This is a genomic window from Streptomyces sp. NRRL F-5135, from assembly GCF_000719775.1.
Lineage (GTDB): Bacteria > Actinomycetota > Actinomycetes > Streptomycetales > Streptomycetaceae > Streptomyces > Streptomyces hebeiensis.
This window is the reverse complement of the sequence record NZ_JOHR01000011.1, coordinates 1-23,309: the sequence shown is the minus strand read 5'-3', so window position 1 is coordinate 23,309 and position 23,309 is coordinate 1. Positions and strand designations below refer to the sequence as shown.

General features: G+C 71.0%; 17 protein-coding genes. 15 read left to right on the top strand and 2 right to left on the bottom strand.

The annotated features are described in order from the left end of the window. Nucleotides 1-279: 279 nt before the first annotated feature. The 6 genes from typA (at nucleotide 280) to IG02_RS0120040 (ending at nucleotide 9,017) form a co-directional block, all read left to right on the top strand. Complete coding sequence (gene typA / locus IG02_RS0120070) at nucleotides 280-2,154, top strand: translational GTPase TypA (RefSeq protein WP_030749741.1); 1,875 nt, start codon at nucleotides 280-282, stop codon at nucleotides 2,152-2,154. 614 nt (nucleotides 2,155-2,768) lie between these two features. Then, the gene (locus IG02_RS0120060) at nucleotides 2,769-3,797 is read left to right on the top strand and encodes an ABC transporter permease (protein ID WP_030749738.1); all 1,029 of its coding nucleotides are present in this window, start codon (nucleotides 2,769-2,771) and stop codon (nucleotides 3,795-3,797) included. A 103-nt stretch (nucleotides 3,798-3,900) separates the two neighbouring features. Then, nucleotides 3,901-5,700, top strand: a complete 1,800-nt coding sequence (locus IG02_RS0120055; RefSeq protein ID WP_030749735.1) for an ABC transporter substrate-binding protein — start codon at nucleotides 3,901-3,903, stop codon at nucleotides 5,698-5,700. A 110-nt stretch (nucleotides 5,701-5,810) separates the two neighbouring features. Then, a complete protein-coding gene (locus IG02_RS0120050) occupies nucleotides 5,811-6,788 on the top strand; it encodes an ABC transporter permease (RefSeq protein WP_030749732.1) in 978 nt (325 codons plus the stop codon). 11 nt (nucleotides 6,789-6,799) lie between these two features. Further along, a complete protein-coding gene (locus IG02_RS0120045) occupies nucleotides 6,800-7,861 on the top strand; it encodes an ABC transporter ATP-binding protein (protein WP_030749729.1) in 1,062 nt (353 codons plus the stop codon). Nucleotides 7,862-7,886: 25 nt separating this feature from the next. Continuing rightward, on the top strand, nucleotides 7,887-9,017 hold the full coding sequence (locus tag IG02_RS0120040; protein ID WP_030749726.1) for an ABC transporter ATP-binding protein: 1,131 nt from the start codon (nucleotides 7,887-7,889) through the stop codon (nucleotides 9,015-9,017). Nucleotides 9,018-9,144: 127 nt separating this feature from the next. Here IG02_RS0120040 and IG02_RS0120035 read toward each other — a convergent pair whose 3' ends face one another. Continuing rightward, nucleotides 9,145-9,921, bottom strand: coding sequence for a nucleotidyltransferase domain-containing protein (locus tag IG02_RS0120035; protein ID WP_051765361.1), 777 nt, complete (start codon nucleotides 9,919-9,921; stop codon nucleotides 9,145-9,147). A gap of 237 nt (nucleotides 9,922-10,158) precedes the next feature. On the opposite strand from IG02_RS0120035, the gene IG02_RS0120030 reads away from it, so the two are divergent. Genes IG02_RS0120030 through IG02_RS0120010 form a run of 5 tightly spaced genes read left to right on the top strand, consistent with a single transcriptional unit; the run spans nucleotide 10,159 to nucleotide 15,918 of the window. Further along, on the top strand, nucleotides 10,159-11,811 hold the full coding sequence (locus tag IG02_RS0120030) for a peptide ABC transporter substrate-binding protein (protein WP_030749721.1): 1,653 nt from the start codon (nucleotides 10,159-10,161) through the stop codon (nucleotides 11,809-11,811). Nucleotides 11,812-11,824: 13 nt separating this feature from the next. Continuing rightward, nucleotides 11,825-12,748: an ABC transporter permease gene (locus IG02_RS0120025; RefSeq protein ID WP_030749717.1), complete on the top strand. Its 924-nt coding sequence runs from the start codon at nucleotides 11,825-11,827 to the stop codon at nucleotides 12,746-12,748. Beyond that, nucleotides 12,741-13,766, top strand: coding sequence for an ABC transporter permease (locus tag IG02_RS0120020; RefSeq protein ID WP_030749713.1), 1,026 nt, complete (start codon nucleotides 12,741-12,743; stop codon nucleotides 13,764-13,766). The genes IG02_RS0120025 and IG02_RS0120020 overlap by 8 nt, the downstream gene beginning before the upstream one ends. 3 nt (nucleotides 13,767-13,769) lie before the next feature. Continuing rightward, entirely contained in the window at nucleotides 13,770-14,855 is a 1,086-nt protein-coding gene (locus tag IG02_RS0120015; RefSeq protein WP_234314832.1) for an ABC transporter ATP-binding protein, read from the top strand. Then, entirely contained in the window at nucleotides 14,848-15,918 is a 1,071-nt protein-coding gene (locus tag IG02_RS0120010) for an ABC transporter ATP-binding protein (protein ID WP_051765359.1), read from the top strand. Before IG02_RS0120015 ends, IG02_RS0120010 begins: the two co-directional genes overlap by 8 nt. A 259-nt stretch (nucleotides 15,919-16,177) precedes the next feature. Here the strand turns inward: IG02_RS0120010 and IG02_RS38370 are convergent, their stop codons facing one another. Beyond that, nucleotides 16,178-18,517 (bottom strand): prolyl oligopeptidase family serine peptidase, encoded by a 2,340-nt coding sequence (locus tag IG02_RS38370; protein WP_037803604.1) that lies wholly within the window; start codon nucleotides 18,515-18,517, stop codon nucleotides 16,178-16,180. Between the two features lie 157 nt (nucleotides 18,518-18,674). Between IG02_RS38370 and IG02_RS0120000 the strand changes: the two genes are divergently transcribed. The 4 genes from IG02_RS0120000 to IG02_RS0119985 all read left to right on the top strand — a co-directional run bounded on the left by IG02_RS0120000 (nucleotide 18,675) and on the right by IG02_RS0119985 (nucleotide 22,994). Further along, nucleotides 18,675-18,869, top strand: coding sequence for a hypothetical protein (locus IG02_RS0120000; RefSeq protein ID WP_030749702.1), 195 nt, complete (start codon nucleotides 18,675-18,677; stop codon nucleotides 18,867-18,869). A gap of 550 nt (nucleotides 18,870-19,419) precedes the next feature. After that, nucleotides 19,420-20,307 (top strand): N-acetyl-1-D-myo-inositol-2-amino-2-deoxy-alpha-D-glucopyranoside deacetylase, encoded by an 888-nt coding sequence (mshB, locus tag IG02_RS0119995; protein WP_030749699.1) that lies wholly within the window; start codon nucleotides 19,420-19,422, stop codon nucleotides 20,305-20,307. Beyond that, the gene (locus IG02_RS0119990) at nucleotides 20,304-20,723 is read left to right on the top strand and encodes a DUF6113 family protein (protein ID WP_037803602.1); all 420 of its coding nucleotides are present in this window, start codon (nucleotides 20,304-20,306) and stop codon (nucleotides 20,721-20,723) included. The genes mshB and IG02_RS0119990 overlap by 4 nt, the downstream gene beginning before the upstream one ends. Nucleotides 20,724-20,921: 198 nt before the next feature. Beyond that, nucleotides 20,922-22,994, top strand: a complete 2,073-nt coding sequence (locus IG02_RS0119985; RefSeq protein WP_030749696.1) for a hypothetical protein — start codon at nucleotides 20,922-20,924, stop codon at nucleotides 22,992-22,994. Nucleotides 22,995-23,309 lie beyond the last annotated feature (315 nt).

Sequence of the window (23,309 nt, the reverse complement as noted above, 5' to 3'; positions counted from 1 at the left end):
GAGAAACCGATAATCGACTTGCCCGTCGGCCGTGCCGGCGGGCAAGCTCGTGCCCGTCCCCGACCCGGGCCGTTCCCTGCGGTTTCTCCTCCTCGTGGCGCCCCCCACGCGCCCCGCGCCCCCCGTCCCGCTCCACCCTCGCGCCCAGGCCCTCGATCGGGGCGGGAAGCCCCTCTCCGCCCGGCCCCGTACCATGGGACGAGCCGTGGCGTGTCCGCCCGGCGGGCGTACGAGGAACACCACGCGCCGCACCCACGATCGAGAGAAGCCCCAGCCAGCATGCCCACGCGCCACGACATCCGTAACGTCGCCATCGTCGCCCACGTCGACCATGGCAAGACCACTCTGGTCGACGCCATGCTGAAGCAGGCCGGGGCCTTCGCCGCGCACGCCGCCGAGCACCTCGACGAACGGATGATGGACTCGAACGACCTGGAGCGTGAGAAGGGCATCACGATCCTGGCGAAGAACACCGCCGTGAAGTACCACCCGAAGTCGGGTGGCGACCCCATCACCATCAACATCATCGACACCCCCGGCCACGCCGACTTCGGCGGCGAGGTCGAGCGCGGACTGTCCATGGTGGACGCGGTGGTCCTGCTGGTCGACGCCTCCGAGGGCCCGCTGCCGCAGACCCGCTTCGTGCTCCGCAAGGCGCTCGCGGCCAAGATGCCCGTCATCCTCTGCATCAACAAGACGGACCGGCCGGACTCCCGGATCGCCGAGGTCGTGGACGAGACGTACGACCTCTTCCTGGACCTGGACGCGACCGAGGAGCAGATCGAGTTCCCGATCGTCTACGCCTGCGCGCGGGACGGCGTGGCCTCGATGACCAAGCCGGAGGACGGCACGGTCCCCTCCGACAGCCAGAACCTGGAGCCGTTCTTCACCACGCTCCTGGAGCACGTGCCGGCGCCGGAGTACGACGAGTCCGCGCCGCTCCAGGCCCATGTCACCAACCTGGACGCCGACAACTTCCTCGGCCGTATCGCGCTCTGCCGGGTCGAGCAGGGCGAGCTGCGCAAGGGGCAGACCGTCACCTGGATCAAGCGTGACGGCTCGATGTCCAACGTCCGCATCACCGAGCTGCTGATGACCGAGGCGCTGACCCGCAAGCCGGCCGAGAAGGCGGGCCCCGGTGACATCTGCGCCATCGCCGGCATCCCGGACATCATGATCGGCGAGACGCTGGCCGACCCGGACAACCCGATCGCGCTGCCGCTGATCACGGTCGACGAGCCCGCGATCTCGATGACGATCGGCACGAACACCTCGCCGCTGGTCGGCAAGGGCGGCAAGGGCCACAAGGTCACCGCGCGCCAGGTCAAGGACCGCCTCGACCGCGAGCTGATCGGCAATGTCTCGCTGCGGGTGCTGGACACCGAGCGCCCCGACGCCTGGGAGGTGCAGGGCCGGGGCGAGCTGGCGCTGGCGATCCTGGTGGAGACCATGCGCCGGGAGGGCTTCGAGCTGACCGTCGGCAAGCCCGAGGTGGTCACCAAGCAGGTCGACGGCAAGACCTACGAGCCGATCGAGCGCATGACGATCGACTCGCCCGAGGAGCACCTGGGCGCCATCACCCAGCTGATGGCGGCGCGCAAGGGCCGTATGGAGACGATGACCAACCACGGCTCCGGCTGGATCCGCATGGAGTGGATCGTTCCGTCGCGCGGCCTGATCGGTTTCCGTACGGAGTTCCTGACCCAGACCCGCGGCACGGGCATCGCCCACTCGATCTTCGAGGGCCACGAGCCGTGGTTCGGCGAGCTGCGCACCCGTAACAACGGCTCGCTGGTCGCGGACCGCTCCGGTTCGGTGACCCCCTTCGCGATGATCAACCTCCAGGAGCGGGGCGTGATCTTCACGGAGCCCGGCACCGAGGTCTACGAGGGCATGATCATCGGTGAGAACTCGCGCTCCGACGACATGGACGTGAACATCACCAAGGAGAAGAAGCTCACCAACATGCGGGCGGCGTCGGCCGATTCGACCGAGAACGTGGTCCCGCCGCGGAAGCTGTCGCTGGAGCAGTCGCTGGAGTTCTGCCGCGACGACGAGTGCATCGAGGTGACCCCGGAGACGGTCCGTATCCGCAAGGTCGTCCTGGACCAGCGGGAGCGCGCCCGCGCCGCCTCCCGGGCCAAGCACGCCTGACCCGGCCGCCCGGGCCGAGGCGCCCGGGCCCGGAACCGCTCGGCGCGTGAGGCGCCCGGAACCGCTCGGCGCGTGAGGCGCCCGGTCACCCCTTGAGTTCACGGGGGTGGCCGGGCGCCTCACGTCTTTCGCCGGGGCGCGGAGCGACACATCGGCGCAGCAGAATTGGCGTTTTCACGTCAAGCGCGTTTTCACGAGTGACGTCCGATTATCGACCTGTGATCACCGGATGATGTGTTAACGGTCCGTTTCGCGGGTGTCTGCCTGGACTAACTTTGTCCGGATTTCGGGCGGACAGGGGGTGACGATGTTGTCAAAACGAGACCCTTTAAGTGTGGTTTACGGCCCGGCCGTACTTAATAGTTGGCCATTGAGCTCGGGTCAATGGGTCAGTGCGCTGTGGGGGTGCGTCGGCTCACGAGCACACTTCGGGGTCTTGGGAACACCGCACTGCGCAGAGTTGTCAGCGCGCGTAGACCGGGCCTCTCTGGCAGTGACAAGTGGACTCATGAGGAGGACCCCATGCGTGGTGCCGTCAGCACCGGCCGGGTCGGGCACACGGCCGTGGGCACGGTGGTGACCGCGGCAGTGATCAGCGCGGGGGAAGGACGATCGTGACCAGTCCCGTGCAGACCGAGGGCGACCGCACGTCCGCAGTTCCGGACGCGGCAGGCCCCAAGGACGGTTCCCAGGAGGCCAAGACGCCGGCCGGGCTCTCTCCCGGCCAGTTGATGTGGCGTCGCTTCCGGCGCGACAGGACCGGGGTCGTCTCCGCCTTCGTCGTCCTCTTCTTCTTCCTGGTCGCGCTCGCCGCACCGTTGATCAAGATGGTGTACGGCAAGGACCCGTACACCCTCTACGGCCAGGACAGCCTGGACCTGCTCGACGAGTTCAACATGCCGACCGGCACCTTCGGCGGGATGTCCCCGGACCACTGGTTCGGCATCGAACCCAACCTGGGCCGCGACGTGTTCATGCAGCTGGTCTACGGCATGCGCACCTCGATCTACACCGCCCTGGCGGCCACCGTCCTGATGGTCCTCGTCGGCGTGGTGATCGGACTCGTCGGCGGCTACTACGGCGGCAAGGTCGACTACTGGCTCGGCCGGCTGACGGACTTCCTGCTGGGCTTCCCCAGCCAGCTCTTCTTCATCGCCTCCATGCCGGTGGTCGTGGCCGCCTTCGTCCGCCCCGACGAGGAGACCCCCACCGCGCTGCGCGCGGCGGCGATCATCGTCGTGCTCTCCACGCTGGGCTGGATGGGGCTCTCCCGGCTGATCCGGGCCGCCACCCTCTCGCTGCGCGAGCGGGAGTTCGTGGAGGCCGCGAAGATCGCGGGGGCCTCGCCCTGGCGCATCATCCGCAAGGAGCTGCTGCCCAACCTGGTGACGCCGATCCTGGTGCAGGCCACGCTGCTGCTCCCGTCCACCATTCTCTCGGTGGCCTTCCTCTCCTTCGTCGGGGTCGGGTTCGTCGAGCCCACGCCCGACTGGGGCCGCATGTTCGCCACCGGCGCGAGCATCTACGAGCAGGACCCGGCCTACATGGTCTTCCCGGGTGTCGCCATGGTGATCTTCGTCGTGGCGTTCAACCTTCTCGGTGACTCGGTCCGAGACGCCTTCGACCCCAAGTCCGGACGCTGACGTCCAGCTGGGGGGGAGCGCTGCCCCCCGGGCGCCGGGACGTACGTACCGGACGCGCCAGGCAGCACAGTTGGATCACTACTGACAGATGGGGACCCTCATCATGAGCATCTTTGGCACGCGCAGGACACGTGCTGCCGTCATCGCCCTGGCGGCCGGGTCGCTGGTGCTGACCGCCTGCGGCGGGAGCAATGACAGCGGCTCCAAGGACAACAGCAAGACCCAGGAGGACGCCGCCAAGCAGTCGGCGGCCGTCACCTACGGCGACGCGAAGGCGTCCACCGGCCCGGCCGCCGAGGTCCCGGGCGCCAAGCCCGGCGGGACGATCTCCGTCCTCCAGGAGGACGACTTCTCCCACCTGGACCCGGGTCAGACGTACGTCAGCGACGGCAAGATCCTGGACCGGCTCATCCAGCGCGGCCTGACCCAGTACCAGGAGGACGACGAGGGCAAGCAGACCCTCGTCGGCGACCTGGCCACCGACTCCGGCAAGCAGACCGACGGCGGCAAGACCTGGACCTTCACCCTGAAGGACGGGCTGAAGGACCAGAACGGCTCCGCCATCACCTCCGCCGACATCCGGCACACCATCGAGCGGATGTACGCCCCGTTCATCACGGACGGCCCGACCTACATCCAGCAGTGGCTCTCGGGCTCCGGCACCACCTACCGCAAGGCGCTCCCGGACGGACCGTACAAGGGCAAGCACCTGCCCGACTCGGTCCTCGCCACCCCGGACGAGAAGACGGTCGTCTTCAAGTTCAAGGAGCCCCAGCCCGACCTGCCGCAGGCGCTCGCCATGCCCGGCTACTCGGTGGTGCCCGAGAAGACGGACACCAAGGAGAAGTACGACACGGCCCCCGTCGCGACGGGCCCGTACAAGATCGCCGAATTCAAGCCCGGCAAGTCGCTGAAGCTCGTCAAGAACACCAACTGGGACCCGAAGACCGACTCGGTCCGGCACCAGTACGTGGACGGCTTCAACATCGGGTTCAACCACAGCGACGACGACCAGACCAAGACGCTGCTGGCCGACCGCGGCGAGGCCAAGAACTCCATCATGTTCACCGGCCAGGTCGCCACCAACCAGGTGCGCAACGTCGTCGAGGACCCCGAGGCGATGAAGCGCACCATCCAGGGGTACGCACCGTACGTCTGGCAGCTGAACTTCAACCTGGACCGGATGACGGACAAGAAGGTCCGGGACGCCATCACCTACGCGCTGCCGAGCGCGCAGATCTACAAGCTCGACGGTGGCGCGTACGGCGGTGAGACCGCGACCGGCCTGATGTCGCCGACCACGCCCGGCTACGACAAGACGTACGACCCCTTCGGCAAGCTGAAGAAGCCGAACGGTGACGTCGAGAAGGCCAAGCAGCTGATCAAGGAGGCCGGCGCCGAGGGCAAGAAGGTCGTCTACGCCTACGCCAACACCCCGGTCCGCCAGCAGCAGTCCGTCGTCATCGCCGACCGGCTGAAGGCCATCGGCCTCGAGGTCGTGAAGAAGGAGATCGACCAGGCGACCTGGTACGAGCAGGTCGGCAAGGTCGACAACGGCCTGGACCTCTACATGACCGGCTGGGGCCAGGACTGGCCGTCCGCCTCCACGGTCTTCCCGCCGCTGTACGACGGCACGCAGCTCCAGGACGGTTCGTCGGTCTACTCGCACATCAACGACGAGAAGGTCAACAAGGAGATCGCCCGCATCCTGAAGATCACGGACCCGGCCGAGGCCCAGAAGGCCTGGGGCGCGCTGCACCGTGACATCGTCGAGCGGATCAACCCGGCGGCCCCGATCTACTACACCAAGGTGTTCCAGATCTTCGGCTCCAACGTCGGTGGGCTCCGTTACTCGGCGGACTCCAGCTACGTCGACGTGACGCGTCTGTACCTGAAGAAGTAGCGCGCGCGGGCGGACCCGGAGGCGCGCACCCGGCGGAGTGCGCGCCTCCGGTCCGCCCGGCACCACCCTCGACCCCCTCACAGCCGCCGTCCTGAGAGCAGCGACCTGCCATGCTTCAATTCCTCATTCGCCGGACGTTCGGCGCCATCCTGACCCTCTTCCTGATCAGTGCGGTCACGTTCTTCATGTTCTTCGCCATCCCGCAGGACCCCGCCCTGCTGGCCTGTGGCAAGAACTGCACTCCGGACGCGCTGGCTGTGATCCACCAGAACCTCGGCCTCGACAAGCCGGTGCCCGTGCAGTTCTGGAACTTCCTCGTGGGGATCTTCGCCGGCCGCGACTTCGCCGTCGGCCACTGCTCGGCCCCCTGCTTCGGTGTCTCCTTCAGCAACCAGCAGAACGTGTGGGACACCATCGTCGACCGGTTCCCCCTGACGCTCTCGCTCTCGGTGGGCGGCCTCATCGTCTTCCTGATCGTCGGCCTGGGCGCCGGCCTGATCGCCGCCAAGAACAAGGGCACCGCGATCGACAAGGTCTTCAGCTCCGCCTCGCTGGTGCTCACGTCGATGCAGATCTACTTCCTCGGCCCGGTCGTCCTCGGCCTCTTCGTCTACAGCACCGGCTGGCTGGACAAGCCCAGCTGGGTCCCGATCGGCGAGAGTGTCAGCGGCTGGTTCATGGGCCTGCTGATCCCCTGGCTCGTGATGTCGGTGATCTTCACCGCCAACTACACCCGCATGTCCCGGTCGACCATGATCGAACAGCTCCAGGAGGAGCACGTCAGGGCCGCCCGCGCCAAGGGCATGAGCAGCCGGTACGTCTTCTTCCGGTACGCCTGGCGCGGCTCGCTCATCCCGATCGTCACCATCCTGGGCATGGACCTCGGCGCCCTCTTCGGCGGTGCGATGGTCACCGAGATCACCTTCGGCCTGCCCGGCATCGGCCGGCTCGCCCGTGACTCGGTCATCGACAAGGACCTGCCGCTGACCATGGGCGTGATGATCGTCAGCGCCGCCTTCATCCTGCTGTTCAACCTGATCGTGGACGCCATGTACGCCGTGATCGACCCGCGCGTGCGCCTGTCCTAGGAGAGAAGACCGTGACCACACTCACCAAGACCGAGGACGCCCCGGCCCCGACCGACCCGGACGCCTTCCTGTCGGTGCGCGACCTGCGGGTGCACTTCTCCACCGAGGACGGTCTCGTCAAGGCCGTGGACGGGCTCTCCTTCGACCTGGAGCGCGGCCAGACCCTGGGCATCGTGGGCGAGTCGGGCTCCGGCAAGTCGGTGACCAACCTGTCCATCCTGGGTCTGCACAACCCGCAGTCCAGCACCATCACGGGCGAGATCCTGCTGGACGGCCAGGACCTCACCGACGCCTCGGACAAGGAGCTGGAGAAGCTCCGGGGCAACAAGATGGCGATGATCTTCCAGGACGCGCTGACCGCCCTGTCGCCGTACTACACCGTCGGCCGGCAGATCGCCGAGCCGTACATGAAGCACACCGGCGCGAGCAAGAAGGAGGCCCGGGCGCGGGCCATCGAGATGCTCGGCAAGGTCGGCATCCCGGACCCGAAGAACCGGGTGGACGACTACCCGCACCAGTTCTCCGGCGGTATGCGCCAGCGCGCCATGATCGCCATGTCGCTGGTCTGCAACCCCGAGCTGCTGATCGCCGACGAGCCGACGACCGCCCTGGACGTGACCGTCCAGGCGCAGATCCTCGACCTGCTCAAGGACCTCCAGCAGGAGTTCGGCTCCGCGATCATCCTGATCACCCATGACCTCGGAGTCGTCGCCAACGTCGCCGACGACCTGCTGGTGATGTACGCGGGCCGGGCCGTCGAGCGCGGCTCCGTACGCGAGGTGCTCAAGCGGCCCGAGCACCCCTACACCTGGGGCCTGCTGGGGTCGATGCCCCGCCTGGCGTCCGATGTGAGCGAGCCGCTGCGGCCCATCCCGGGCTCCCCGCCCAGCCTGCTGAACCCGCCCGCCGGCTGCGCCTTCAACCCCCGGTGCGACTATGTCGACCTGGTGGGCGGGGGACGCTGCACCAGCGAGCGTCCGCTGCTGCCCGCGGGGCGCGGCTCCGCCTGCCACCTGGAGGCGGAGCGCAAGCAGCAGGTTTTCATCGAGAAGATTCAGCCCCGGCTGGGCTGATGTACCGGCGACTGGGGCAATGACCATGAGCGAGAAGAACACGAACACCACCGTCGAGGACGCGGTGCCGCCGCCCCGCGCGGCCGCCTCGTCCGAGCCGCTGCTCGAAGTGAAGGGCCTGACCAAGCACTTCCCGATCTACGGCGGCTTCCCCATCAAGCGCAAGGTGGGCGCCGTCCAGGCCGTGGACGGGGTGACCCTGAGCGTCTACCCGGGCGAGAGCCTCGGGCTGGTCGGCGAGTCCGGCTGCGGCAAGTCCACCACCGGCCGGCTGCTCACCCGGCTGCTGGAGCCGACGGACGGCTCGATCACGTACAAGGGCCAGGACATCACGCACGCGGGCCGCAAACAGCTGGCGCCCATCCGGTCCGAGATCCAGATGATCTTCCAGGACCCGTACGCCTCGCTGAACCCCCGGCAGACGGTCGGCACGATCATCTCCAGCCCGATGGAGATCAACGGCATCAATCCGCCGCAGGGCCGGGAGGCCCGGGTCCGGGAGCTGCTGGAGATCGTCGGTCTCAACCCGGAGCACTACAACCGCTTCCCGCACGAGTTCTCCGGCGGTCAGCGCCAGCGCATCGGGGTCGCCCGCGCGCTCGCGCTGGAGCCCAAGCTGATCGTCGCCGACGAGCCGGTCTCGGCGCTCGACGTCTCGATCCAGGCGCAGGTGGTCAACCTGCTCCAGGAACTCCAGCGGGACCTCGGCATCGCCTTCGTCTTCATCGCCCACGACCTGTCGATCGTGCGGCACTTCTCCGAGCGCGTCGCCGTGATGTACCTCGGCAAGGTGGTGGAGGTCGCGGACCGCGACTCGCTGTACGAGCGGCCCCGCCACCCGTACACCCACGCGCTGCTGTCGGCGGTGCCCGAGGCGGACCTCGACCAGGAGAAGCGCGAGCGCATCCGGCTGGCCGGGGACGTCCCGTCGCCGATCATGCCGCCGTCGGGCTGCCGGTTCCGTACGCGCTGCTGGAAGGCGCGGGAGAAGTGCGCGACGGAGGAGCCGCCGTTGATCCAGCTCTCCGGCAGCCGCGAGGGACACCTGACGGCCTGCCACTTCCCGGAGGAGCCGACCACCGAGGCGCGCGAGACGGACGTCGTCATGGACCCGGCGCTGGTGGCGATCGAGAAGGAGCTGTCCGGCGAGGAGTGACGCGGCGCCGGCGGAGCACGTCGGGCCGCACCGCTCGCACGGACCGCCGGGCCGTCCGGGCGTCGGTACGCGTACGGGCCCGCACCCGGGGAGAGCCTCGGGTGCGGGCCCGTACGCTTACCGTGTCCTACCGGGCCAGCACGCCGGTGATGGCAGATCGCACGAACGTCCGGGCCAGCTCGCCGCGCCCGGCGGGCCGGCCGGGCGCGGTGTCCGTACCGGCTCCGTCCGCAGCGGTTCCGTCCGGGCCGTACCTGCGCCGCCGGATGTCCTCGACCACCGCCTCCGGGGCGCCCAGCGCCCGCAGCTCGTCCAGAGCCTCCCGCTTGGTGACGAGCCGGCCGTCCCGCAGGGTCACCGACGCGCGTGCGAGGGTCAGCATGCCCAGGTCCACCCAGATGTCCTGGTGCCACAGCTCGGGCCGGTCCGCCGCGCGCAGCCAGTAGCCGCCCAGTTCCTCCCGGATGAACCCCGTCAGCTCCGCGTCGCTCACCGGCGGCAGCAGACCGACCGGGGGAGGACCGTGCAACACAAGTGCGCCGACGGCCAGTTCGCGTCGGCTCACCGGGCTGACCGGCCGCTCGAACCACTCGCCCTGCGCCCACGTCGGATGCTCCCGCCCGGCGTCCGCCAGATCCGTCCGGGACAGGTAGGCGCAGTGCAGCGTGACGGCGAGCGGGTCCTCGGCGACGAGCCCGCGGTGCACGGCGCGCAGCCGTTCCCCCTGTACGTCCGTCAGTTCCGCGTCGGCCACGGCCACCAGATCGAGGTCGCTGCGGCCCGGCCGGAAGTCCCCGAGGGCCAGCGATCCGTGCGCCCAGAGCGCGACCACGGGCACCACGGCGCTGATCTCGGCGGCGAAACGTTCCAGGAGCGGGGCCACGGCGGCATGGGGGGCGGTCACACGGGTCACTCTCGCACGGGAGCGCGTGCGGCGGGAACGGGCCGGAAGGCCGCGGGCCGCCCCGCCGGGACGGAACGCGTGGCCTGCCGGGCGCGGGGCCCGTGCCGCCGGGCTCGGGGCCCCTGTCCGCCGGGCGCGGCGCGGCCCGACGCCCGTACAGCCGTCCCCCGCGTGCGGGGCGGTGCCGTCCGGGGTCTATTGGGGGCACACGCCGCCCGCGTCCGACGAGGAGGGCCCATGCGTCTCGCCCTGCCCGGTCCGCTGCCGCGGTCCGTGTGCGCGGGGGCCGCGCTGGTGCTGACGGGGACGGTGGGGGCCGTGGGCTGCGGCGGGGGAGCCGGGGGCGCCATCGGCAGCGGGGTCACCGGGATCGTGCGCGCCTCCTGGGGCGACCCGCAGAATCCGCTGGAACCGGCGAACACCAACGAGGTCCAGGGCGGCAAGGTCCTCGACATGATCTTCCGGGGGCTCAAGCGGTACGACCCCAGAACCGGACGGGCCGAGAACGCGCTCGCCGAGAAGATCGAGACCACCGACTCCACGCATTACACCGTCACCGTCAAGGACGGCCGGCGGTTCAGCGACGGTGAGAAGGTCACCGCGAAATCCTTCGTGACCGCCTGGAATTACGGCGCGTACCTCAAGAACAACCAGAAGAACGCCTACTTCTTCCAGTACATCGACGGATACGACAAGGTCCACCCGGTCTCGGGCGAACCCACCGCCACCACCCTCTCGGGGCTGCGGATCACCGGCCCCCGGACGTTCTCCGTCACCCTGTCCCAGCGGTTCTCCACCTGGCCGGACACCCTCGGCTACGCCGCCTTCGCGCCCCTGCCCACCGCGTTCTTCGAGCACCACGACGCCTGGCTGGCCAAGCCCGTCGGCAACGGACCGTACCGCGTCGAGAAATACACCAGGGGCGCCCAGATGTCCCTGCGCGCCTGGAAGGGATATCGCGGGCCGGACGCGGCGCGCAACGGCGGTGTGGACCTCGTCGTCTACACGGACAACAACACCGCCTACACCGACCTCGTCTCGGGGAACCTCGACCTCGTCGACGACATTCCGGCCGCCCAGCTGAAGAACGTGCGCAAGGATCTCGACGGCCGGTACCTCAACACCCCCGCCGGAATCATCCAGATGCTCGCCTTCCCCTTCTACGACCGGAGGTGGAACACCCCGGGAGCGGCCAAGGTCCGCACCGGCCTGTCCATGGCCATCGACCGCGAGCAGATCACCAGGACCATCTTCCGCTCCACCCGCACCCCCGCCACCGACTGGACCTCCCCGGTCCTCGGCGCCGCCGGCGGCTACCGGCCCGGGCTCTGCGGCCGCGCCTGCCGGTACGACCCCGCCGCCGCCCGACGGATGGTCTCGGACGGCGGCGGCATCCCCGGCGGCCGGCTCACGATCACGTACAACACCGACACCGGCTCCCACAAGGACTGGGTCGACGCCGTCTGCAACAGCGTCAACAACGCGCTGCGCGACGACCACGCGTGCGTGGGCAGCCCCGTCGGCACCTACGCGGACTTCCGCAACAAGATCGGACGGCACAAGCTGACCGGCCCGTTCCGGGCGGGCTGGCAGATGGACTACCCGCTGATCCAGAACTTCCTCCAGCCGCTCTACTACACGGGCGCCTCGTCCAACGACGGCGGCTGGAGCGACAGGAGGTTCGACGCCCTGGTCGACCGGGCGAACGCGGAGACCGGGACGAAGACCGCCGTCGCCACCTTCCGGCGCGCGGAGGAGGCCGTACGGGACGCGATGGCGACCATCCCGCTCTGGTACCAGAACGGCAGCGCCGGGTACTCGGACCGGATCCGCCACGTGGAACTGAACCCCTTCAGCGTGCCGGTCTTCGACGAGATCGACGTCAGGTGAGGGGGCGACCGGCATGGGGCGGTATGTGACCCGGCGGCTGCTCCAGATGATCCCCGTCTTCGTCGGCACGACCCTGCTGATCTTCCTGATGGTCCATGTGATGGGCGACCCCGTCGCGGGCCTGTGCGGGGAGCGCCAGTGCGACCCGGCGACCGAGGCGCGGCTGCGCCAGGAGTTCGGCCTCGACCAGCCGGTGTGGCGGCAGTACCTCACCTACATGGGGAACGTCTTCTCCGGCGACTTCGGCACCGCCTTCAACGGGCAGCGGGTCATCGACCTGATGGCCACGGCCTTCCCGGTCACCCTCCGGCTGACACTCGTGGCGGTCGTCCTCGAGATCGTCATCGGGATCACCCTGGGCGTCGTCACGGGCCTGCGCCGGGGGCGGCCCGTCGACACCTCCGTGCTGCTGCTGACCCTCATGGCCGTCTCCGTGCCGATCTTCGTGACCGGTCTGCTGGCGCAGCTCCTGCTCGGCGTCGAGTGGCGGCTGGTCCCGCCCGCGGTCTCCGCCGCCGCGCCCCTGGACGAGCTGATCGTGCCCGGGCTGGTGCTGGCCTCCGTCTCCCTCGCGTACGTCACCCGGCTCACCCGTACCTCGGTCGCCGAGAACGCGCGCGCGGACTACGTCCGTACCGCCGTCGCCAAGGGCCTGCCCCGGCACCGGGTGATCACCCGGCACCTGCTGCGCAACTCGCTGATCCCGGTCGTCACCTTCATCGGGACGGATGTCGGCGCGCTGATGGGCGGGGCCATCGTCACCGAGCGGATCTTCAACATCCACGGCGTCGGCTTCCAGCTCTACCAGGGCATCCTGCGCCAGAACACCCAGACGGTCGTCGGGTTCGTGACCGTGCTCGTGATCGTCTTCCTGCTGGCGAACCTGCTGGTCGACGTGGTGTACGCGGTGCTCGACCCGAGGATCCGCCATGCCTGAGCCGCGCGTGTCCCCGGCCGGTGACGGAGCCGTCGCGGCGACCGGCGCCGGTGGCGCGATGGACCTCGCGACCAGTGAGGGCGCCGCCCGGGAACGCGGCCCCGAGGGTCCCCCCGTCCCCCGGGGAACCGCCCCCGGCGACGCCGGGCCGGGCGGCGGCGGACCCGTGGGGCGGCCGCGCGGCCTGTGGGCGGACGCCTGGCGCGATCTGCGCCGCGACCCCGTCTTCGTGGTCTCCGCGCTCGTCATCGTCTTCCTGGTGGTCATCGCCGTCCGGCCGTCCCTGATCGCTGGCGGCAACCCCCTCTCCTGCGACCTCGGCCGCGCCCAGGAGGGAGCCCGGCCCGGCCATCCCTTCGGCTTCACGGCACAGGGCTGCGACGTCTACACCCGTACGGTGTACGGCGCCCGGACCTCGGTCGTCGTCGGTGTCCTCGCCAGCCTCGGCGTCGCCCTCATCGGGTCGGTCCTCGGCGGACTCGCCGGTTTCTTCGGCGGGTTCTGGGACGCGGCCCTGTCCCGGGTGACCGACATCTTCTTCGGAATCCCCGTGGTGCTCGGCGGACTGGTGCTGCTGTCGGTGGTGACCAGCTCCACCGTCTGGCCGGTCATCGGCTTCATGGTGCTGCTCACCTGGCCCCAGCTCTCCCGGATCGCCCGCGGCTCCGTCCTCTCGGTCAAGCAGAACGACTTCGTCCAGGCGGCCCGGGCACTGGGCGCGTCCAGTACGCGGCTGCTGCTCCGGCACATCCTGCCGAACGCCGTCGCGCCGGTGATCGTCGTGGCGACCATCGCGCTGAGCACGTTCATCGCCCTGGAGGCGACCCTCTCCTACCTCGGGGTGGGCCTCAAACCGCCGGCCGTGTCCTGGGGGATCGACATCTCCAACGCCTCGCCGTACATCCGCAACTCGCCGCACATGCTGCTCTGGCCGGCCGGCGCGCTGGCGGTCACGGTGCTCGCGTTCATCATGCTCGGCGACGTGGTACGCGACGCCCTCGACCCCAAGCTGAGGTGATCCGTGGCACTGCTGGAGGTGACCGGCCTGCACGTCGAGTTCCGTACCCGGGACGGGACCGTCCCGGCCGTGAGCGGCGTCAGCTACCGGGTGGACGCGGGGGAGACCCTCGCCGTCCTCGGCGAGTCGGGCTCCGGCAAGTCCGTCACCGCCCAGGCGGTCATGGGCATCCTGGACTCGCCGCCGGGCCGGATCACGGCCGGCCGGGTGCTGTTCCGGGGCCAGGACCTGCTGACGCTCAAGGAGGAGCGGCGGCGCCGGATCCGGGGCGCCGAGATGGCGATGATCTTCCAGGACGCGCTCTCCGCGCTCAACCCCGTGCTCACCGTGGGCGCCCAGCTCGGCGAGATGTTCACCGTGCACCGGGGCATGTCCCGCAAGGCCGCGCGGGCCGAGGCGGTGCGGCTGATGGACCGGGTCGGGATCCCGGCGGCGAAGGACCGGGCCGGGGACTACCCGCACCAGTTCTCCGGCGGCATGCGCCAGCGCATCATGATCGCCATGGCGCTGGCCCTGGAGCCCGCGCTGATCATCGCCGACGAGCCGACCACCGCCCTGGACGTGACCGTTCAGGCCCAGGTCATGGACCTGCTGGCGGAGCTGCGCCGGGAGCTGGCCATGGGGCTCGTCCTGATCACCCACGACCTGGGCGTCGTCGCGGACGTCGCCGACCGGATCGTGGTGATGTACGCGGGCCGGATCGTCGAGAGCGCGCCCGTGCGCGACATCTACCGGCGCCCGGCCCACCCGTACACCGAGGGCCTGCTGGAGTCCGTCCCGCGCGTGGACCGCAAAGGGCGCGAGCTGTACGCCATCAAGGGGCTGCCGCCGAACCCGCGCCGGATCCCGCCCGGCTGCGCCTTCCACCCGCGCTGCCCCCGCGCGCGGGAGGTGTGCAGGACGGAGGTGCCGCCCCAGTTCGAGGTGGCGCCGGAGCGGACGAGCGCGTGCTTCTTCTGGAGGGAGACGCCGGGCGGGACGGGGGCGCCGGACGGGACGGAGATGCGGGGTGGGACGGAGATGCCGGGCGGGACGGAGACGCCGGGCGGAACACGTGCGCCGGGCGGGACGGAGGAGGGCGATGGCTGAGCGGCCGGCCGAGCCGATCCTGGAAGTGCGGGACCTCGTCAAGCACTATCCGCTGACCCGCGGAGTCCTGTTCAAGAAGCGGACCGGGGCCGTACGGGCGGTCGACGGCGTCTCCTTCGAGCTGGCCGCCGGCGAGACCCTGGGGATCGTGGGGGAGTCCGGCTGCGGCAAGTCGACCGTCGCGCGGACGCTGGTGCACCTGGAGCGCCCCACGGCGGGCCGGATCCGCTACCGGGGCGAGGACATCACCAGGCTCTCGGGCCGGGCCCTGAAGGCGGTCCGGCGGAACATCCAGATGGTGTTCCAGGACCCGTACACCTCGCTCAACCCGCGGATGACCGTGGGCGACATCGTCGGGGAGCCGTACGAGATCCACCCCGAGGCCGCGCCGAAGGGCGACCGGCGGCGCCGCGTGCGCGAACTGCTGGAGGTGGTCGGGCTGGACCCCGACTACGCGGGCCGCTACCCGCACCAGTTCTCCGGCGGCCAGCGCCAGCGCATCGGCATCGCCCGCGGCCTCGCGCTGCGCCCGGAGATCATCGTCGCCGACGAACCGGTCTCGGCCCTCGACGTCTCCGTCCAGGCCCAGGTCGTCAACCTGATGGAACGGCTCCAGGCCGAGTTCGGCCTGGCGTACCTCTTCATCGCCCACGACCTCTCGGTCGTCCGGCACATCTCGGACCGGGTCGCGGTGATGTACCTGGGACGGCTGGCCGAGACCGGGACGGACACCGAGATCTACGAGCACCCCACCCACCCCTACACGCGGGCGCTGCTGTCCGCCGTGCCGCGGCCGGACCCCGCGGCGCGGGCGCGGCGGGCGCGGATCCCGCTGGCGGGGGAGGTGCCGTCCCCGGCGCACCCGCCCTCGGGCTGCCGGTTCCGTACGCGCTGCTGGAAGGCGCGGGAGAGATGCGCGCGGGAGGTTCCGGAACTGGCGGTGCCGGAGGCGTACCGGGCCTCGGGCGGTCCCGCCGCGCACCCGTCGGCCTGCCACTTCGCGGCGGAGCCGGACGAGCCGGATGAGCCGTACGGGACGGGCGAGGCCGGACGGGGCGCGTGAGGACGCCGGGCCACCCGGCCGACCACCCGTAATGTCCCCAACGTCGTTAACGCGAGCGCAACTTGGCCGACCCGGTACCGATATACGGACGCGGCACGCTTCTCGGTGTACGGCCGTGCGGGTGCCGTAGACCGGCCGGGACTCCAGGGTCCCGGCCGGTCGCCCGTTTCCGGCGCCTGGCGCCGGAGCCGGTTTCCGGTTTCTGTCCTGGGGTGTCTGTTCCCCCGGGGGGCCCGTTCCCGGGCGCCTGTTCCGCCTCTCAGGGCGCGGTGCGTCCGGACATGCCCAGCGAACGCTTAAGGAAGTCCACCTGGAGCAGCAGCATGTTCTCCGCGACCTCCTCCTGCGGCGTCATGTGGCTCACCCCGGTCAGCGGCAGCACCTCGTGCGGCCGGCCCGCCGCGAGCAGCGCCGCGGAGAGCCGCAGCGTGTGGGCCATGAACACGTTGTCGTCGGCGAAGCCGTGGACGAGCATCATGGGCCGCGCGGGCTCGGCGGGGGAGGAGAGCCCGTCGTCCGTGATCAGGGAGTGGGCCGCGTACACCTCGGGCGCCTCGCCGGGGAGGCCGTAGTAGCGCTCCATGTAGTGCGTGTCGTACAGCCGTACGTCGGTGACGGGGGCGCCCACCACGGCCGCGTGGAAGACGTCGGGGCGGCGCAGGACGGCCAGCCCGGCCAGCCAGCCGCCGCCCGACCAGCCGCGCATCGCCACCCGGCCGGTGTCCAGCGGGTACCGCCCGGCCAGGTCGTGGAGCGCCTCGATCTGGTCGTCCAGCGCGAGCAGCATGTTGTTCTTGACGGCCTTCTCCCAGGCCGGGGAGCGGCCGGGGGTGCCCCGGCCGTCGGCGACGATCACCGCGAACCCCTGGTCGGCGAACCACTGGGACGTCAGGTGCGGGTTGTGCGCGGCGACCACCCGCTGGCCGTGGGGGCAGGCGTAGGGGTCCATCAGGACCGGCAGCGGACCGTCCGACTCCTGGTAGCCGGTGGGGAGCAGGACGGCGCAGGGAATGCGGGTCGCGCCCGCCTCGGTGAGTTGTGCGCGCGCCGTGAGCGCCGGCCGCTCGGCGTACGAGGCGATGACGGCGACCCGCTTGCCGTCCCTGAGCACCTGTACGGAGGCGCCGGGGGCGTCCGGCCGTGCCGAGACGAGTACGGTCACGGCGCCCGTCCGCACGGCCGAGTGCAGCCCCGGTCCTTCCGAGAGCCGCTCGACGCCCAGTTCGTTGACCCGGTACACGTGGACCTCGCCGATCTCGGGCTCGGGGGCCTCCTCGCCCGCCGACGCGGAGATCAGGATGTCGTCCTCGCCGATGTCCAGCACGGCGCGCGGGTGCAGCCGCGCGCCGGTCAGCGGGCGGTCGCCGACCATCAGGACCCGGGCGCCGCCCTCGTCCGCGAGCCGGACGAGCCGCCCGTCGGCCGCCCAGGCGGGGGCCCCGGCGGAGAGCTCCAGCCAGGCCGGGTCCTCGTCGTGGTGGACGGTGCGGGTGGCGCCGGTCTCCGTGTCGACCGCGAGGTGGAGCTGGGTGCGCTGGTCCCGGCTCTGGACGAGCAGCAGCGGGGCGCCGGCCGAGGACCAGTGGACGCGGGCGAGGTAGGGGTAGCGGGCGCGGTCCCAGAGCACTTCCGTACGGCTGCGGGAGGGGCGATCCGCGGGTACGGACGACGCGTCCGGGGCACCTGGGGCGTCCGGGGCAGTTGTTGTGCCTGTCGCATCCGGGGCATCCGTGGGATCCGGGGTGTTCGTCGGCTCCGGGGCGTCCGTGGGCTCCGTTGCGTCCGTGGCGTCCCCCGCGTGGAGATCGACCAGAAAGAGCCGCACGTCCGCGTTGGGGGTGCCCGCCGCCGGGTAGGCGACGGAGGCCGGTTCGCGGTCGGGGTGCGCCGGGTCGGAGATCCACCAGCGGTGCACCGGGGCCGTGTCCGCCCGTTCGACCAGCAGCCTGTCGGATCCAGGAGACCACCAGAAGCCCCGTGTGCGGCCCATCTCCTCGGCCGCGATGAATTCCGCCAGCCCGTAGGTGACATCGCCTCCAGCGGCCTCCTGCGGCGTTTCGTGGCCCGCGAGTTCGCGGTCGCCCGTGCCGTCCGCGCCGATCACCCGCAGCGTGCCCCGCGACACGTACGCGATGTGCCGTCCGTCCGGCGCGGGTCTCGGGTCGATCACCGGCCCCCGCGCGGGCAGTTGGCCGGCCGTCCCGGCGCGCAGCTCCGCGGCGAAGAGCCGGCCCGAGAGCGTGAAGGCGGCCAGTTCGACCGCGCTGTCCACCGCGTACCCGACGATCCCGGCCGACCCCTCGCGGCCGCGTTCGCGCCGGGCCCGCTCCTCGGGCGTGAGCCGCTCGACGCCGCCGCCCAGCAGCACCGCGGGGTCCGCCGCGACCCGCTCCCGGCCGCCCCCGCCGGCGGCGGAACCGTCCGGGGCGCGCAGGTCCAGCACCCAGAGGCGGTTCGTCAGGTCCGTGCCGCCGGCGGACCGCAGGAAGACGACCCGCTCTCCGTCCGGGGACACGGTGAAGGAGCGCGGGGCGCCGAGCGTGAACCGCTGGGTCCTCGCCGACTGCCGCGGAAACGAGACGTGCTGGCTCAAGGTCATACGACCGAAAGTAGCGCTCGTGCGCCCCCCTGTGCTGCCATGCACCGATCGATGCGTGGGTACGGATAGTTATGATCTGTGGCGCTAGGTGGGTAGGAATCTGCCGGCACATGCACGCTGCGATATCCCGATCGAATATTTACGGAGGTGAACCGCCGTGGCACTCTCGATTTCGGCGGTGGTGCTGCTGGCGATCATCGTCTTCCTGCTGGTCCGGAAAGCCGGACTCAAGGCCGGACACGCGGTGGTCTGCATGCTGCTCGGGTTCTACATCGCCAGTTCCTCCATCGCTCCCACGATCAGTGAACTGACCACGAACGTGGCCGGGATGATCGGCGGGATCAAGTTCTAGGGCGTGCTTCGAAAGTAGCGCCGTCCGCCCGCAGGGCGGGGCTCGCGGCGTCTGGTGCGTGCGATCGCAAGGCGGAGGATCGTCCTCGTACTGGACGTACTTGGACGGCCGGCCGGTCCGACCAGCCTTGACCAGCGCAGTCTGGTCCTGACCGCCGCGACGGCCGAACTGGTCCCACCCATCCCCGCCCATCCCCGTTCAAGCCCTTTCATCCCCCACTCGCCCCCGCCGACCGCCATCCCCTCGATCCCCCATCCCTCATCTCTCACCCCGTTCTCGAGGCTTCGGCTGTTCGAGGCGGGTCCCCCCGACGCCGGTGATCGCGCGGATCCCGGATGTCCGGCCACCGAGCCCGGCGCCGTACGACCGGCGACCGGCGCCCGTACGAGCAGCGATCGTGTGCCCGGCGACCTCGGCCAGTGACCGCACTGGCCGAGGTCGCGTGCGACGGTCCGCCGCGCGCCCCCCGGCGGTCCGCCGGACAGGACCGCGCCGGACAAGACCTCGGTCTCACGCACGTCCCTTTCGTGCCGCCTCGTAGGCTGTCTCCATGACCGATCTCCCCGCCCGCCGTCTGCTGCTGGTGCACGCGCACCCGGACGACGAGTCGATCAACAACGGCGCCACCATGGCCAAGTACGTGGCCGAGGGCGCCCTGGTCACGCTCGTGACCTGCACGCTTGGCGAGGAGGGCGAGATCATCCCGCCCGGGCTCGCCCATCTGGCGGCCGATCGCGAGGACACCCTCGGCCCTCATCGCATTCGCGAACTCGCCGCCGCCATGCGGGAGCTGGGCGTCACCGACCACCGTTTCCTGGGCGGGCCCGGCCGGTACCGCGACTCCGGGATGATGGGACTGGAGCAGAACAGCCGCGCGGGCGCCTTCTGGTCCGCCGATCTGGACGAAGCCGCAGGCCACCTGGTGGATGTGATCCGGGAGGTCCGGCCGCAGGTGCTGGTGACGTACGACCCGGGGGGCGGGTACGGCCACCCCGACCACATTCAGGCCCACAGGGTTGCGACGCGGGCCGCGGAGCTTGCCGGCACCGCCGATTTTCGGCCAAATTCTTCAGGCCCGCACACGATCTCGAAGATCTACTGGAACCGGGTGCCGCGCACGGTCGCGGAGGAGGGTTTCGAGCGGCTGCGCGCGGCGGGCGCGGCCTTTCCTGGCGTCGCCGCGCTCGACGACATCCCGGGTGTGGTCGCCGACTCCGAGATCACCGCGGCGATCGACGGGACGCCGTACGCCGAGCGCAAGGCCGCCGCGATGCGCGCGCACGCCACCCAGATCGCCGTGGACGGGCCCTTCTTCGCGCTCTCCAACAACCTGGGGCAGCCGATCTTCGCCACCGAGTTCTACGAGTTGGTCCACGGCCGCTCCGGGGCGCCCGCCGGCGAACGCGAGAGCGACCTCTTCGCGGGGGTGGACGCGTGAGCGCGCGGCAGGGGGCGCCGGAACCGGGCTCCTGGTTGACATCTCCGCCCAGACCCGGGCGAATTGCCGCATACCTCGGCCTGGCCGTGCTCGGCGCCCTGGTCGGCACGGCCGGTTCGCTCGTCCAAAGCGGCTGGTTCCCGGGCGGCTTGCTGCTCGCGCTGCTCGCCACCACCGGCCTCTTCTACGGCGGCCGGTACGTCACCGGCACCCAACTCGGGGTCGCGGCGCCCGGCATCGGCTGGCTGGCCGCCGCCATCGGTCTGAGCATCGGCCGCCCGGAGGGGGACGTCGTCTTCTCCGCCGGCCTCGGACCGCTCGCCTACCTGCTGGGCGGCATGGCCATGGCTGTGATCTGCGCCACCATGTGGCGGTTGCCGCAACCGGGTTCGAAACCCGGCCGACTTGAGGAGTGAAGCGCGCTCGGCGGGCGCCGAATCGGCCCTGTCAGGACGGTGTGCCGGGGCGACGCTCACTCGGTCGTCAGGTGCGTGCCCGCCGAGGCCAGTATGGTGGTGCGCGCTCCGGGCCATCCCCTCGCCTTCGGTATTGGGGGACCTGAACAGTTGAGTACCAGTAAGAACGGGCGGCGGAGCCAACCGGGAGAACCTGCCTTGAGTCGTGAAACTGACAGTTCGTCCTCCGGGCCCCAGGGGCGCGGCGGAGCCGCGTACCCGTCGGGCACACCGCCGTACGGATCCCGCCAGTACCCGTCGCTGCACCCCCAGCAGGACGCCCAGGAGGAGGCCGACGCGGAGCCCGCGCCACCGGCGGACCAGCCCAGAACGGAAACCACGCTGACCACGCGGATCCGGATCAACATCCCGGGTTCGCGGCCGATCCCGCCCGTCGTGATGCGTACGCCCATGAGCGACGTGGACGCCCAGGGCGAGAGGACGGCCACCCGTACGGCGGAGCGCACGGGAAGTGTTCCGCGTCCCGACCCCGCCAAGGCCGCCCAGGCACCCGCGGAGACGCAGCGGCCCGCCGAGGCGGCGGAAGAGCCGAAGCCGGCGGGGGAGAAACCGACGAGCGACTGGTTCGCGCCCCGCAAGGCAGCCCAGCAGGGCCGGACGGGCTCCGGCACGGGCGCCGCCGCCATCGCGGGTGCCGCCGCCCCGGCGACCGCTCCGGGCGACCAGCACGGTCAGTCCCCGTACTACGCGGACGGCGCGCGGCCGTCGGCCGGCGACGGCGCGCTCGCCGACCTCGCCGCCGGCGCCGGGACCTCGACGGGAACCAACGGGTTCCCGTCCGGTGGCCCGACCACCCCGCCGCTCGGCATCCGTACGCCCGGCGCGTCGGGCGCCCCCAACGGCCCGACCACGGGACCGGCCGCCGGCGACTCCTCGCTGGGCGCGCCCCCGTCGGCCACCCCGCCGCTGGGGACCCCGTCGCTGTCACCGATGGTCCCGCCCGCCGAGGGCGGCGGCCGGGGGCTGTCCGACGACACCGCCGAACTGACCCCGCAGCCGCCCGCGCCCGAGCCCGGCGGTCATGTCTCCGGCGCCACGCTCAGCAGCGGCATCCCCGTGGTGCCGCCGGAGCACCGCTCGCCCTTTGCCGGCCCGGTCCAGCCGGGCGGTACGCCGCAGGCCGGGCCGTCCGCCCACCCCAGCGGAATCGAGGGACCGGGCCAGGGCGACGGGTTCTCCGAACCGGACCGGCCGGGCCCGGTCGAGGGCAAGCCGCCGGCCGGCCCCGCCCCCGCGGCTTCCGCCAAGCCCGCCAAGCCCCCGAAGAAGGGCCGCTCCAAGCTGATGCTGCTCGGCGTGGCCGTCGTCGTGGCCGCGGGCGGTGTCTACGGGGCCGGTCTGCTGATGAACCACTCCGACGTCCCCAAGGGAACCACCGTCCTGGGGGTCGACATCGGGGGCGGCACCCGCGACGAGGCGGTCATCAAGCTGGACTCCGCCCTCGGCAAGCGCGCCGCCGCGCCGCTGCGGCTCACCGTCGACGGCAAGACCCAGGAGCTCTCCCCGGACAAGGCCGGCCTGCGGCTGGACAGCCAGGCGACCGTCCGGGCCGCGGCCGGCAGCGACTACAACCCCGTCTCGGTGATCGGCTCGCTCTTCGGCGGCGCCCGGGTCGCCGAGCCGGTGATCCCCGTGGACGAGGAGAAGCTGAGCGTGGCGCTGACCGACCTGGCGGGCACGTCGGGCACGGCCGCCGAGGGAACGATCAAGTTCGAACCCGGCAGGGCCGTCGCCGTCCCCGGCAAGGCGGGCAAGGCGCTGGACGTCAACCACTCGATCATCTCCGTACGGGACGCCTACCGGGCCCAGGTCCAGACCGGGCGGACGGAGAACGTCGAACTGCCCTCCACCACCCGGGAGCCGACGATCAGCCAGGCCGAACTCGACCGGGCGATGAAGGAGTTCGCCGAGCCGGCCATGTCCGGCCTGATCACGATCAAGGCGGGCGACAAGCAGATCCAGTTCGGCCCGGCGAAGTCGTTGCCCAAGATCCTCTCGATGAAGGCGGTCGACGGGAAGCTGGTCGACGTCTACGACAGGGACGCGATCGACCAGCTGCTGGAAGGCGTCTTCGACGGCATCACGATCACGAGGGCCGACGGCAAGCAGCACCCGGTCTCCTCGGCCGACGTGGCGGTGGCGATGCGGCAGGCGCTGCGCGGCACGACGCCCGAGGAGCGCACGCAGGTGATCGATCTCGACCCCAGCTGATCCCCCTTTTGTGGGGCTCGGTTCGCCTCCGGGGGCGCTTCAAGCCACTGTCGACGGTCGACCGTGCTCGGTTTGCTCGTACCTCACAAACCTCTGCGCGCTCTCCCTTTCGACAGCGGCCGCGCCCCCTTCGGCTCACTCGCCGGCGGACGTGCTCGGCCGGGACGTATCGGGCGCCCTGGTCTTCGGCTCACTCGTCGGCGGGCGTGGCACGGGCCCCGGGCGGGAGGGGTGGGGTCGTAGGAGGTGCGTGTCCGGACACTAAAGCGTGATTTGTGACGCGCGACGTACGCCCGAGTCCATACGTACGCCTCC